This window comes from Dermacoccus sp. CCH2-D9 (assembly GCF_001556795.1).
GTDB classification, from domain to species: domain Bacteria; phylum Actinomycetota; class Actinomycetes; order Actinomycetales; family Dermatophilaceae; genus Dermacoccus; species Dermacoccus nishinomiyaensis.
In genome coordinates, this window is the sequence record NZ_LSJT01000148.1 from 1 (window position 1) to 13,059 (window position 13,059).

10 protein-coding genes are annotated in these 13,059 nt (G+C 69.5%); all 10 read left to right on the forward strand.

Annotated elements, in window-relative coordinates:
* The first annotated feature begins 393 nt into the window (after positions 1–393).
* The 10 genes from AX669_RS12440 (at position 394) to AX669_RS12485 (ending at position 13,017) form a co-directional block, all read left to right on the forward strand.
* On the forward strand, positions 394–2,133 hold the full coding sequence (locus tag AX669_RS12440) for a penicillin-binding protein 2 (RefSeq protein WP_231729606.1): 1,740 nt from the start codon (positions 394–396) through the stop codon (positions 2,131–2,133).
* Positions 2,130–3,542, forward strand: coding sequence for a UDP-N-acetylmuramoyl-tripeptide--D-alanyl-D-alanine ligase (gene murF / locus AX669_RS12445; protein ID WP_062258725.1), 1,413 nt, complete (start codon positions 2,130–2,132; stop codon positions 3,540–3,542). The genes AX669_RS12440 and murF overlap by 4 nt, the downstream gene beginning before the upstream one ends.
* Positions 3,539–4,630, forward strand: coding sequence for a phospho-N-acetylmuramoyl-pentapeptide-transferase (gene mraY / locus AX669_RS12450; protein ID WP_006946613.1), 1,092 nt, complete (start codon positions 3,539–3,541; stop codon positions 4,628–4,630). The genes murF and mraY overlap by 4 nt, the downstream gene beginning before the upstream one ends.
* Positions 4,612–6,132 (forward strand): UDP-N-acetylmuramoyl-L-alanine--D-glutamate ligase, encoded by a 1,521-nt coding sequence (gene murD / locus AX669_RS12455; protein WP_062258727.1) that lies wholly within the window; start codon positions 4,612–4,614, stop codon positions 6,130–6,132. The genes mraY and murD overlap by 19 nt, the downstream gene beginning before the upstream one ends.
* Positions 6,129–7,382 carry a putative lipid II flippase FtsW gene (gene ftsW, locus AX669_RS12460; RefSeq protein WP_006946534.1) on the forward strand — a complete coding sequence of 418 codons (1,254 nt, stop codon included), beginning with the start codon at positions 6,129–6,131 and terminating at the stop codon, positions 7,380–7,382. Before murD ends, ftsW begins: the two co-directional genes overlap by 4 nt.
* A gap of 5 nt (positions 7,383–7,387) precedes the next feature.
* Positions 7,388–8,488: an undecaprenyldiphospho-muramoylpentapeptide beta-N-acetylglucosaminyltransferase gene (gene murG, locus AX669_RS12465; RefSeq protein WP_062258729.1), complete on the forward strand. Its 1,101-nt coding sequence runs from the start codon at positions 7,388–7,390 to the stop codon at positions 8,486–8,488.
* Positions 8,485–9,936, forward strand: a complete 1,452-nt coding sequence (gene murC / locus AX669_RS12470; protein WP_062258731.1) for a UDP-N-acetylmuramate--L-alanine ligase — start codon at positions 8,485–8,487, stop codon at positions 9,934–9,936. The genes murG and murC overlap by 4 nt, the downstream gene beginning before the upstream one ends.
* 223 nt (positions 9,937–10,159) lie before the next feature.
* Positions 10,160–11,482, forward strand: coding sequence for a cell division protein FtsZ (ftsZ, locus tag AX669_RS12475; RefSeq protein ID WP_062258733.1), 1,323 nt, complete (start codon positions 10,160–10,162; stop codon positions 11,480–11,482).
* Between the two features lie 15 nt (positions 11,483–11,497).
* Complete coding sequence (pgeF, locus tag AX669_RS12480) at positions 11,498–12,241, forward strand: peptidoglycan editing factor PgeF (protein WP_062258735.1); 744 nt, start codon at positions 11,498–11,500, stop codon at positions 12,239–12,241.
* The gene (locus AX669_RS12485) at positions 12,238–13,017 is read left to right on the forward strand and encodes a YggS family pyridoxal phosphate-dependent enzyme (RefSeq protein ID WP_197418915.1); all 780 of its coding nucleotides are present in this window, start codon (positions 12,238–12,240) and stop codon (positions 13,015–13,017) included. The genes pgeF and AX669_RS12485 overlap by 4 nt, the downstream gene beginning before the upstream one ends.
* Positions 13,018–13,059 lie beyond the last annotated feature (42 nt).

Genomic DNA, 13,059 nt, shown 5'->3' on the forward strand with positions numbered 1-13,059 from the left:
GGCCGAGGCGGCGAAGAAGGCCGAGGCGGCGAAGAAGGCCGAGGCGGCGAAGAAGACGAGCAAGTAAGACGTAGAGCGAGCACGACGTGGACGAGCGGGACGAGGAGAGCTGACGTGGATCGACCCCGGCGCTCTCAGCCCGGCCAGCCTCGCCGCCCGCGTCCCGACGACTCCCAACGTCCTGGATCTCGCGGTCGGGTTCCGGCGCAGAACCGGCGAACGGGACGACCCCAGGGTCAGGAACGGCCTCGCGAACGGCCGGCTGCGGGTGGTGGTGCGCGACGCGTTCGTCAGAACAGCGACGGCCAGGGCCGCCCGGTGCGCTGGAACGAACCCGCCCGGGCACGTCTCGCGGCCGTCGGGCACCCGCGCCGACGTTCGCGACTCATGCTCATGGCATTCACGCTCGTGTTCGCGATCTTCGCCTACGAACTGTTCAGCGTGCAGTGGTGGAACGCGGACGAGCTGTCCCAGCAGGCGCTGACGCAGCGCCTCACGCGCACCAACGTGCCGGCCGCGCGCGGCACCATCACCGATGAGAACGGTGCGGTCCTCGCCCGCAGCGTCGAACGCCGCGACATCGCGGGAGACCCTGTTGCGGCCTCGCAGTACCGCAAGAACTCGAAGAAGTCGCCCAAGGGCATTGACGGCGTGAGCGCACAACTCGCCCAGGTGCTCGGCGGCGACGCGAGCGACTACGCGAGCAAGCTCGACGAGGCGAGCAAGCGAAAGAGCCGCTTCGTGTACCTCGCGAAGGACATCACGCCGGCGCAGTGGAGCCAGCTCAAGGCGCTGGAGCTGCCCGGCATCTCCTCGGAACTGCGTCAGAAGCGTGAATACCCGCAGCACACCTCCGTCGCCCCGCTCGTCGGCTGGGTGAACTCGGCCGGTGTGCCCGGCGGCGGGGTGGAGCAGATGCTCGAAGCGCAGCTGCGCGGCAAGGACGGCATCCACCAGATCGAGCGCGCCCGCAACGGCGAGCCGATCGCGACGGGGGACAACCTCGACCAGCAGCCCGTCAGCGGCCGGGCCGTGCAGCTCACCGTCGACAACGACATCCAGTGGTACGCGCAGAACGAACTCGTCGCGGCCGTCAAGAAGACGAAGTCGCAGTCGGGCGAGATCGTCGTCGCCGACAAGGCGGGGCACCTTCTCGCGACCGCGAGCTACCCGAGCTTCGACAACAACGACATGAGTTCGGCCGCGTCCGACGCCTTGCAGAACCGTGCGTTCACCGACACCTTCGAACCCGGTTCGACACAGAAGATGGTGACGGCGGGCGCGCTCCTCGAGGAGGGCCTCGCGACGCCCACGACGCACGTCGAGGTGCCCGCCAAGTTGGAGCGCGCCGGGCGCCCGTTCCAGGATTCGCACCCCCACGGCGTCGAGTACCTGACCCTTGCCGGTGTCATCGCACAATCGTCGAACATGGGCACGATCCTCGCGGGCGAGAAGATGCCCAAGGAGACGTTGTACTCGTACATGATGAAGTTCGGGCTCGGCAAGACGACCGGAATCGGCTTTCCCGGCGAGTCCGCGGGCATCGTCCCGCCCGTCAAGAATTGGGTGGGGGACACGTGGTACACCGTGATGTTCGGTCAGGGCCTCGCGAGTTCTGCGGTGCAGCAGACGGCGCTGTTCCAGACCATCGCCAACGGTGGGGTGCGCTCGCCGCTCAGCCTCGTGTCGAAGGTGCAGGACGCCGACGGGACGATGAAGGCGCCGCAGGACGATCGCACGCCGACGCGCGTGTTCAGTGAGAAGACCTCGCGCGAGCTCATCGGCATGATGCAGGGCGTCGTGTCGAAGGAGGGCTCGGCGCCGCTCGCGGCCGTAGACGGGTACGACGTCGCCGGCAAGACCTCGACGGCCCAGCGCTACGACGCGCAGAAGAAGACGTACGACGGCGTGACGGCGGGTTTCATCGGCATGGCGCCCGCCAAGGATCCGCAGCTCATCGTGTCGGTGACGCTGCAGAAGCCGCAGGCGGGCACCTTCGGTGGCGACCTCGCCGCGCCCGTGTTCTCCAAGGTCATGGGGTACGCCCTGCAGAACCGTAAGATTCCCCCGAACAAGAGCGACAAGTTGCCCTATCCGATCGAATACCGTTCGAAGGAGTCGTCGTCCCAGTGATCGAACTATCACTCGAGGAGATCGCGACCGTCACCGGGGGACGCCTCGTCGGCCCCGACGCTCGCATCACCGGTCCCGTCGTCACCGACTCGCGCGAGTGCGCCGCCGGCTCGCTCTACGTCGCGCGCGTCGGTGAGCACGCGGACGGGCACGACTTCGTCCCGGCCGCGCTGGCGGTCGGCGCTGCCGGAGTTCTCGGCGAGCGAGCGGTCGACGGTGCTTCGTGCGTCGTCGTCGACGACGTCGAACTGGCCTTCGCCGAGGTGGCGCGCGCCGTCGTCGACCGTGCACCCAACCTGCAGATCGTGGGCATCACCGGCTCGTCGGGCAAGACGTCGACGAAGGATCTGCTCGGTGCGGTGCTCGCGCGGTTCGCGCCGACGATCGCCCCCTACGGCTCGCTCAACAGCGAGGTCGGGGTCCCGCTGACGGTCTGCCGCATCGACGAGGCGACGCGCTACCTCGTCGCCGAGATGGGCGCCTCGGGGGTGGGGCACATCGCGTACCTGACGAAGATCGCGCCGCCGAGCATCGGCATCGTACTCAACGTCGGACAGGCGCACATGGGCGAGTTCGGCTCCGTCGAGGCAATCGCCCGGACGAAGGGTGAGCTCGTGGAGGCGCTGCCGCAGGACGGCGTCGCGATCCTCAACGTCGACGACTCGCGGGTGCGCGCGATGGCGAGCCGCACGCAGGCGAAGGTCATCCTCGTGGGGCTCGGCGAGGACGCCGACTACCGTGCCACCGACGTGAGCATCGACGAGGCCGGTCGCCCGAGCTATCACCTCACCTGCCCCCTCGGGGAGGCAGACGTGCGTCTCGCCCTCGTCGGCGAGCACCAGGTCGGCAACTCGCTCAGCGTCATCGCCGCCGCGACCAGCCTCGGACTCGCGCTCGGCGACGTCGTCGAGGCCGTCGCCGGAGCCGGGGCCGCGTCGCGCTGGCGCATGGAGGTCAGCGAGGTCGGCGGCGGCGTGACGCTCGTCAACGACGCGTACAACGCCAACCCCGACTCGATGCGTGCCGCGCTGCGAGCCCTCGCCCACATGGGTACCTCACGCCGCAGCATCGCCGCGCTCGGTGAGATGCGCGAACTGGGCGAGGCCTCGCATGACGAGCACACCGCCGTCGGGCAGCTCGCCGCCGAACTGGGCATCGACCGCCTCGTCGTCGTCGGCGCGGGCGCGCAGGCCATCGCGCAGGGGGCGCGCACGGCGGGCATGACGGCGGACGCCGTCACCACCGTCGACGACATCGACGCGGCACACGACGTGCTCGTCGAGCAGATCGCACCGGGGGATGTCGTGCTGTTCAAGTCGAGTCGTGACTCGGGTCTTCGCATGCTGGGGGATAGGTTGGTCGAAGAATCCGGTACACCCGCATTTCCTGTCACGGAGGTGACCTCATGAAGGGCGTGCTCATCGCGGCCATCGTGTCGCTGATCGCCGCTCTGTTCGGCACCCCCATGTTCATCAAGTTCCTGGTGCGCAAGGGATACGGGCAGTTCATCCGCGACGACGGCCCCACGACGCACCACACCAAGCGCGGCACGCCGACGATGGGTGGCGCCGTCATCATCGCGGCGAGCCTGCTCGCGTACGGCTGCGCCCACCTGTTCACGATGACGCCGATGAGCGCGAGCGGCCTACTCGTCATGTTCCTCATGGCGGGGCTGGGGCTCGTCGGGTTCGCCGACGACGCCATCAAGATCACGAAGCAGCGATCGCTCGGGCTGACGTCACTGCAGAAGCTCGGGGGGCAGACGCTCGTCGCCGTCATCTTCGCAGTGCTCGCACTGCAGTTCGAGAACTCCAACGGCCTCACACCCGCGAGCTACGCCATCTCGTTCGTGCGCGACTCGAGCCTGTCGCTCGCGGTCGGCGGCACCGTCGTCAGCCTGCTGCTGTTCGTCATCTGGGCGAACCTGCTCATCGCGGGTACCTCGAACGGCGTCAACCTCACCGACGGTCTCGACGGGCTCGCCACCGGCGCGTGCGTCATGGTGTTCGGCGCGTACGTGCTCATCTCGATCTGGCAGTTCAACCAGAACTGCCAGTACTCGGAGATGATGACGCACGCCGCCAAGTGCTATGACGTACGCGACCCTCACGACCTCGCCGTCGTCGCCGCGGCGCTCATGGGTGCCTGCTTCGGCTTCCTGTGGTGGAACGCGACGCCGGCCAAGATCTTCATGGGTGACACCGGTTCGCTCGCCCTCGGCGGCGCGCTCGCGGGCCTCGCCATCACGACGCGCACCGAGTTCCTCGTCGTCATCCTCGCCGGGCTGTTCGTCATCGAGACGCTCTCGGTCATCCTCCAGGTCGGCTCGTTCAAGGCCCGACGCAAGCGCATCTTCCGGATGGCGCCGCTGCACCACCACTTCGAGATGGTGGGTTGGAACGAGATCACCGTCGTCATCAGGTTCTGGATCATCGCGGGGCTGTGCGTCGCGTTCGGTCTGGGCATCTTCTACGCGGAATGGAACGTCAGCCAGTGAGCCAGCACGACCTGTGGGCCCTCGACCCTTCGTACGAACCGTTCGCGGGGGAGCGTGACCTCACGCACCGCGACGCCGACTGGTCCGGGTTGTCGGTGCTCGTCATCGGGCTCGGCGTGTCCGGGTTCGCGGCCGCCGACGCGCTCCTCGAGCGCGGCGCCCGCGTGCGCGTCGTCTCGCGCGACCACAGCGACGTCATGGCCGAGCGCGCGCAGATCCTCGACGTCCTCGGCGCCGACGTCGCGTTCGGCGCCGAGCACATGGACGCGGCGCCGGAGGGTACGCATCTCATCGTCACCTCGCCGGGCGTGGCGCCGAGCGCGCCGATCATGCAGGACGCCATGTCGCGCGGCATTCCCGTCTGGGGTGAGGTCGAGCTCGCGTGGCGCATGCGCCCGCGCGAGGGCGGTGCGCCGTGGCTGACGATCACCGGGACCAACGGCAAGACGACGGCCGTCACGATGCTCGAGTCGATGCTCAAGGCGCAGGGGCTGCGCGCGGTGGCCGCCGGCAATGTCGGCATGCCGCTGCTCGAGGCAGTACTGCACCCGCAGCCGTACGACGTCATCGCGGTCGAGCTGTCGTCGTTCCAGCTGCACTGGTCGCGCACGGTGTCGCCGTACGCGTCCTGCTGCCTCAACGTCGCCCCCGACCACATCGACTGGCATGGCTCCTACGAGGAGTACAAGCGTCAGAAGGGGCGGGTGTACGAGCGCACCCAGGTCGCGTGCGTCTACAACGTCGACGATCCCGCGACCGAGGCGATGGTCGAGGACGCCGAGGTCGTCGACGGCTGTCGCGCGATCGGGTTCACGCTCGGCACGCCGGGGCCGTCGATGGTCGGCATCGTCGACGACGTCCTCGCCGACCGTGCCTTCATCGCCGAACGACGCACCAGCGCAGCCGAACTCGCCATCCTGAGTGACCTCGGCCCGAACGCTTCCGCACCGCACTACGTCGCCGACGCGCTCGCCGCGGCCGCGCTCGCCCGCAGCTACGGCGTGACGCTCGCCGCCGTCCGTCAGGGCCTGGTCGACTACACGCCCCAGCCGCACCGGATGGCGAGCGTCGCCGAGGTCGGCGGCGTGCGCTGGGTCGACGACTCGAAGGCGACGAACCCGCCCGCGGCCCAGGCGTCGCTGCAGGCGTTCGACCCCGTCGTCTGGATCGCCGGCGGATTGCTCAAGGGCGCCGAGGTCGATGATCTCGTGCGCGCGAACGCCTCGCGGCTGCGCGCCGCGGTGCTGCTCGGTCGTGACCGGGGCATCATCGCCGACGCTCTCGCGGCCCACGCGCCGCAGGTGCCCGTCACCGTCATCGAGACGAGCGATGCCGACGAGGCGATGCGTGAGGCCGTCGCGGCGGCGAATGCAGCCGCCCAGCGCGGCGACACCGTGCTGCTCGCACCGGCAGCGGCGAGTCTCGACATGTACGCCTCCTACGGCGCGCGGGGTGACGCGTTCGCCGACGCGGTCGCGGCACTCAGCGGATCCGGGGCATGACGGCGACGCGCCTGTCATGGCGGGATTCGCCTGCGGTGCAGGGGGCCTCGCGTCAGCTCAGAGGACGCCTGAAGTGGCTCGAGTCGCCGCTGGCCACGTATTACCTGATCCTCGGCTCGGCGGGCATGCTCGTCGGACTCGGACTCGTCATGGTGTTGTCCGCCTCGAGCGTGACGTCGTACATGGATACGCAGTCGCCGTATTCGGACTTCACGAAGCAGGCGGTATTCGCCGTGGTCGGTGTCATCGTGGCTACCGTGACGAGTCGTCTGCCGATCCGGGTGTTCAAGGTGATGGCCTTTCCTCTCATGCTCGCCGCACTCTTCCTGCAGGTGCTCGTCATGGTGCCCGGGATCGGTGTGGAGGTACTCGGCAACCGCAACTGGATCCGAGTGGGCGGGCTGCAGATCCAGCCGTCCGAGATCGGCAAGGTGGCGCTGATCCTCATGGTGGCGCTCGTCCTGTCCAACCGACAGGCCCACCTGCACGACCCCCGTCGCTCGATCCTGCCCACCGTGCCCTATGTCGTCCTGCTCATCGGGCTGATCATGCTCGGCAAGGATCTCGGGACGACGATGGTCGTCTCGGTCATCTACCTCGGCATGTTGTGGTGTGCCGGCGCGCGCAAGGCGTTGTTCGGTTGGCTGGCGGCCCTCGCCCTCGTCACGTTGCCCATCGCGATCTGGACGAGCGGTAACCGGACCTCGCGCATCCAGGCCTGGCTCGGTGGGTGCGACAACGTCGATCTCGACGGGTGCTACCAGAAGGTGCACGGCATGTACGCTCTCGCCGGGGGCGGAGTGTGGGGCCTCGGGCCGGGCGCCTCGCGTGAGAAGTGGCAGTGGTTGCCGGAGGCTCACAACGACTTCATCTTTGCCATCATCGGCGAAGAGCTCGGTCTGCCGGGTGCCCTCACGGTGCTCGCGTTGTACGTCGTGCTCGCCTACGCGTGCTACCGGCTCATCGCGCAGACGCGTGACATGTTCGTCCGCGTCGCGAGTGCCGGCATCATGGTGTGGATCTGTTTCCAGGCAGTGGTCAACATCGGCTCGGTCCTGGGCATCTTCCCGATCGTCGGTGTGCCGCTCCCGCTGGTCTCCTATGGCGGGTCGGCGCTCGTCATGACACTGTTCGGCATCGGCATCCTGTTGGCCTTCGCCAGGCAGGAACCAGGTGCCGCCGAAGCTCTCACCCTCAAACCGCGCCGCGTGGCGCGCACACTCGCCGTGCTCCCTCGACGGAAAGGCTGACTGACATGACGCTCGAACGCGTTCTGCTCGCCGGAGGAGGAACGGCCGGTCACGTCCTGCCGTTGCTCGCGACGGTGCAGGAGATCACCGACCGCCACACCGAAGCCGTCATCACGGTCGTCGGTTCCCCTGACGGCATCGAGGAGCGACTGGTGCCCGAGCGCGGTTTCACGCTGTCTTACGTGCCGAAGGTCGCCTTCCCGCGTCGGCCGAACGTCGCCGCGCTGAGGTTTCCCGCCGCGTTCCGGGGGGCGCTGCGCCAGGCGGAGGCGCTCGTTGCCGAACGCCGCCCGCAGGTCGTCGTCGGCTTCGGCGGGTATGTCTCGACGCCCATCTACCTCGCGGCGCGCAAGGCTGGGATCCCCATCGTCATCCACGAGCAGAACGCCCGGCCGGGGCTGGCGAACAAGCTCGGCGTGCGATGGGCCGCGCACACGGCGACGACGTTCCCCGGCACCCCGCTGGCGGGCGCCGAGGTCGTCGGGATGCCGCTGCGACGCGAGATCCGAGAGCTTCGCCCCGCGATGCTGCGCGCGGAGGCGATGACGTACTTCGGTCTCGAACCCGGACGCCCGACGCTCGTCATCACCGGTGGCTCGCTCGGTGCAGCGAGTCTCAACGAGGCCTTCGCCGCGGCCGCGCCAGCGCTGCGTGAGGCCGGGGTGCAGGTCCTGCACATCACGGGGCGGGGCAAGGGGTTCGAGGCCCCGGCCACCGCCTCGGGGCCGCGCTACGTCGTCGAGGAGTACTGCGACCGTATGGACCTCGCCTACGCGGTGGCCGACCTCGTCGTCACGCGAAGCGGCGCCGGCATGGTGAGCGAACTGTCCACGCTCGCGATCCCCGCGATCTACGTGCCGCTGCCCATCGGCAACGGCGAGCAGCGACTCAACGCGAAGGACGTCGTCGAGGCCGGGGGAGCATTGCTCGTCGACAACGGCGACGTCGACGCGACGTGGGTGGAGCGCGTCGTCATCCCGCTCGTGACGGACGCCGACGAGCTGGCCCGCATGCGTGCGGCAGCCGGCAGCCGCGGGCACGCGGATGGCGCCGCACGCCTCGTCGACCTCGTCGAAGACGCTGCAGCGACCGGGGGCCGGGCATGAGCAACGGTGTGAACGAGCGGTTCGACTTCGCCGCGCCGCTGCCCGCTCTCGCGGACGTGCCACACGTGCACATGATCGCGGTCGGCGGCTCAGGCATGTCGGGCGTCGCGCGGTTGTTCCTCGCCGCGGGCGTCACCCTGAGCGGCTCCGACAACGTCGACCTGCCGGTACTCGACGACCTTCGTGCCCAGGGAGCACGCATCGAGCTCGGGTACGACGCCGCGAACGTTGCCGACGTGCCGGACGGCGCCGTCGTCGTCATCTCCAGCGCCATCAACGAGGCCAACCCCGAACTCGTCGAGGTCAGACGGCGCGGTCTGCCGGTGCTGCACCGCAGCCAGGGCCTCGCGATGCTCATGCGCGCGGGTCGCGGGCTCGCCGTCGCGGGCGCCAACGGCAAGACGACGACGAGCGGAATGGCGACGGCCGCCCTCGTCGCGACGGGGGAGAAGCCGTCGTTCGCGATCGGCGCCAACGTCGCGGGGCTCGGTGTCAACGCGGCACCGGGCGAGGGCGAGATCTTCGTCGTCGAGGCAGACGAGAGCGACGGCTCGTTCGTCGTCTACCACCCGCAGGTCGCGATCGTCACGAACATCAAGGACGATCACCTCGACTTCTACGGCACGTCGGCCAACCTTGCTCATGCCTACGAGAGCTTCGCGGCGACGATCGCGCCGCAGGGTCTGCTCGTCGCCTGCGCTGACGACGAGGGCTCGCTGGCCCTGGCCCAGCGCCGTCGCGCCGCGGGCGCGCGCGTCTTGACGTACGGGCGCGACACCGACGCAGACGTGCGTATCGTCGCGGAGAGCGGGGAAGGCTTCGACTGGCGCATGAGCCTTCGCGACGGGGACGCCGTCCACGACGTCGCGCTGCATGTGCCGGGTGCCCACAACCTGCTCAACGCGGCGGGCGTCTACACCGCCCTCGTCCACGGTTTCGGTCTCGCGCCGGCCGATGTCGCGCGCGGGCTCGGGGCCTTCCGCGGCACCTCGCGTCGGTTCGAGCCGCGTGGTGAGGCGGGCGGCGTCCGCGTCGTCGACGACTACGCCCACAACCCCGGCAAGCTCGACGCCCTCGTGCGTACGGCGGCCGGGCTCAAGGACGACGGCGAACTCATCGTCATCTTCCAGCCCCACCTGTACTCGCGTACGCAGCACGCAGCGACCGGTCTCGCCGCGGCGCTCGATGGCGCCGACCACGCCTTCGTCCTCGACGTGTACGGCGCGCGCGAGCAGCCCGTCGCCGGGGTGAGCGGCGCGCTGATCACCGATCGCATGACGTCCGGACGCGGCGAGTTCACCCCCACGGCCGACGACGCGCTCGCTCGCGTGCTCGACGTGGCTCGCCCGGGCGACCTCGTCGTGACCGTCGGCGCGGGCGATGTCACGCACCTCGGCCCGCGCATCCTCACTGGCCTCAAGACGCGTGAAGGTGAAGTCGAAGGTTAATCTTTTCGGCGGCCAAGACCCCCCGGGATTCTGCGGAATGCCGGGGGTCTTCCGTTGCCTCAGGGGTCCCGGGTCGCCGAGGGGGTACGTTCGTGCTCGGGTCGGCGGGCCACGTGCCTGACGGGGTCACGTTCGAGTTGACGTCGAGATGTTCGCGTCCGGGCATCCGGTCGCGTAGCATCGGCTCTGCATACTCGCACCCGCTTTCGAAAGGCCTCTTCTCGTGGCAACTCCCCAGAACTACCTGGCCGTCATCAAGGTCGTCGGTATCGGCGGCGGTGGCGTCAATGCCATCAACCGGATGATCGAGGTCGGCCTCAAGGGTGTGGAGTTCATCGCGATCAACACCGACGCCCAGGCCCTGCTCATGAGTGACGCCGACGTCAAGCTCGACGTGGGCCGTGAGCTGACGCGCGGTCTCGGTGCCGGCGCCGACCCCGAGGTCGGTCGTCAGGCGGCGGAGGATCACGCTGAGGAGATCGAAGAGGTCCTCAAGGGCGCCGACATGGTGTTCGTCACCGCCGGTGAGGGTGGTGGCACGGGCACGGGTGGTGCGCCCGTCGTCGCGAAGATCGCCCGCGGCCTCGGTGCTTTGACGATCGGTGTCGTGACCCGCCCGTTCACCTTCGAGGGCCGTCGTCGCGCGAACCAGGCCGAGCTCGGCATCTCCGCGCTGCGCGAAGAGGTCGACACGCTCATCGTCATCCCGAACGACCGGCTGCTGTCGATCAGCGACCGCGCCGTCTCGATGCTTGACGCCTTCCGCTCGGCCGACCAGGTGCTCCTGTCCGGTGTCCAGGGCATCACCGACCTCATCACGACCCCAGGTCTGATCAACCTCGACTTCGCCGACGTCAAGTCCGTCATGCAGGGTGCCGGCTCGGCGCTCATGGGCATCGGTTCGGCCCGTGGCGAGGACCGCGCGGTGCAGGCCGCCGAACTCGCTATCTCGAGCCCGCTGCTCGAGGCGAGCATCGACGGCGCCCACGGCGTCCTGCTGTCGGTCCAGGGCGGTTCCGACCTCGGTCTGTTCGAGATCAACGAGGCCGCTCGCCTCGTGCAGGAGGCGGCGCACCCCGAGGCCAACATCATCTTTGGTGCCGTCATCGACGACGCCCTGGGCGACGAGGTGCGCGTCACCGTCATCGCCGCCGGTTTCGACGGTGGTGCGCCGCAGAAGCGCAACGATGAGCGTCCTGCTCAGCAGGGTGGCGCTCAGCAGCGTCCCGCGCAGCAGCAGACGTCCGCGCAGATGCCGTCCCAGCAGGCGCAGCAGTCCTACCAGCCGCAGGCTGCCGCCCCGGCGACGATCAAGCCCGTCGCCGTTCCCGGTACGACCGCCGGTCCGACGCGCGTCTCCGCGCCGCCGGCCCGCGTCCAGCCGGGTCAGGGTGAGCAGCAGCACGCCCAGGACGCTCAGCAGGACCAGGCGCAGCAAGGGCAGTCGCAGCAGGGCGGTCAGCAGGCCCCCGAGGTCGTGCGTCCGCCCAAGGAGGTCACGTTCGAGGATCGTGACGACCTGGACGTCCCCGACTTCCTCAAGTGATCCGGAGCCCGGTCGATGTTCTTCTGGCACGACCGGCGTGAGTCGCCGAGCGGCTCGCTCGAACGGTGCTTCACCGATTCCCTCGACGGGGTCAGTGAGGCGCCGTTCTCGGCGTTGAACCTCGGGCTGCACGTCGGTGACGACGAGCGTGCGGTGCGCGTGAACAGGGAGCGGGTCTCCGCGCAGCTGGGTGGCGTCCCCATCGCCTGGATGGATCAGGTCCACGGCGCGAGCGTCGCGGAGGTCACCCTCGCCGACGTCGCCTCCGGTCAGGCCGGACCGAGCGCTGACGCGATGGTCAGCCGTGACAGCGGCCTCGCGCTCGGCGTCATGGTGGCCGACTGCACGCCGGTTCTCCTGAGTGATGACGCGGCCGGCGTCATCGGCGTCGCGCACGCCGGGCGTCCCGGCATGCTCGCCGGCGTCGTGCCGGCGGCGCTCGAGGCGATGCGCCACCTCGGAGCGCGCGACATCAGCGCAGTGCTGGGCCCGTCGGTCTGCGGGCGCTGCTACGAGGTGCCGCGCGAGATGCATGACGCCGCGCGTCAGGCCCACCCGGCCAGCGCCGCCATCACGTGGACGGGCACGCCGGCGATCGACGTCGCGGCGGGCGTCGCGTCGCAGCTCGCGGACGCCGGTGTCCCGCTCGAATGGGTGCCGGGATGCACGCGTGAGGAGCCTCGCCTGTACTCGTATCGTCGCGACGGCGCGACGGGTCGCTTCGCCGGGCTCATCGTCCGCAAGGCGGCCGTGTCGTGATGCAGCCTCCGACGCCGCCACGCACCGCCGATTCCGACCCCAGTCGCCGTGGTCTCGACGCCTCGCCCGCGCGTCGCGCCGAGTTGCAGGCCAACCTGGAGCGCGTGCGCGTCCGCATCGCCGCCGCCACGAGCGCGGCCGGGCGTGACGACGCCCCGACGCTCGTCGTCGTCACGAAGTTCTTCCCCGTCACCGACCTCGTCGCGCTCGCCGACCTCGGGGTGGGCGACGTGGGGGAGAACCGCGAGCAGGAGCTCGTCGAGAAGGTCGATGCGCTGCGCGCCGAGCGTCCGGATCTCATCGCCTCACCGCGTCGGCACTTCATCGGCCAGATCCAGAGCAAGAAGGCGCGCCGCATCGCGCGGCACGCGGACGTCGTGCAGTCGCTCGACCGGCTCAAGCTCGTGCCGCTGCTCGACGCCGGCGCCGCGGATCGCGAGAACCCCCTCGACATCTTCGTGCAGGTCGCTCTCGAGCGTGACGGTTCGGGGCGCGGTGGCGCGCAGGAGACCGAGCTGCACGAGGTGGCCGCGGCGGTCGAGCAGGCGCCGCACCTACGGTTGTGCGGGCTCATGGCGGTCGCGCCGCTCGGCGAGGAGCCGGCCGCCGCGTTCTCGCGTCTCGCGCACGTCCGTCAAGATTTCCTCGCAAACTTCCCGCAGGCCACGTCGTTGTCGGCGGGGATGTCGGGCGATCTCGAGGACGCGGTGAAGATCGGCGCGACACACCTGCGTGTCGGAAGCGCAATACTCGGTTCGCGTCCGCTCGCCGGGTAACTTCGAGCCTGACACCGACGAGCTATGTGGTGCCCTTTCCGC

What these genes read in the sequence shown, in the direction of transcription:
- AX669_RS12440 (WP_231729606.1), top strand. Translation starts at nt 394, where the DNA reads ATGGCATTCACGCTCGTGTTCGCGATCTTCGCCTACGAACTGTTCAGC.
- mraY (WP_006946613.1), top strand. Translation starts at nt 3,539, where the DNA reads ATGAAGGGCGTGCTCATCGCGGCCATCGTGTCGCTGATCGCCGCTCTG.
- murD (WP_062258727.1), top strand. Translation starts at nt 4,612, where the DNA reads ATGGAACGTCAGCCAGTGAGCCAGCACGACCTGTGGGCCCTCGACCCT.
- ftsW (WP_006946534.1), top strand. Translation starts at nt 6,129, where the DNA reads ATGACGGCGACGCGCCTGTCATGGCGGGATTCGCCTGCGGTGCAGGGG.
- murG (WP_062258729.1), top strand. Translation starts at nt 7,388, where the DNA reads ATGACGCTCGAACGCGTTCTGCTCGCCGGAGGAGGAACGGCCGGTCAC.
- murC (WP_062258731.1), top strand. Translation starts at nt 8,485, where the DNA reads ATGAGCAACGGTGTGAACGAGCGGTTCGACTTCGCCGCGCCGCTGCCC.
- pgeF (WP_062258735.1), top strand. Translation starts at nt 11,498, where the DNA reads ATGTTCTTCTGGCACGACCGGCGTGAGTCGCCGAGCGGCTCGCTCGAA.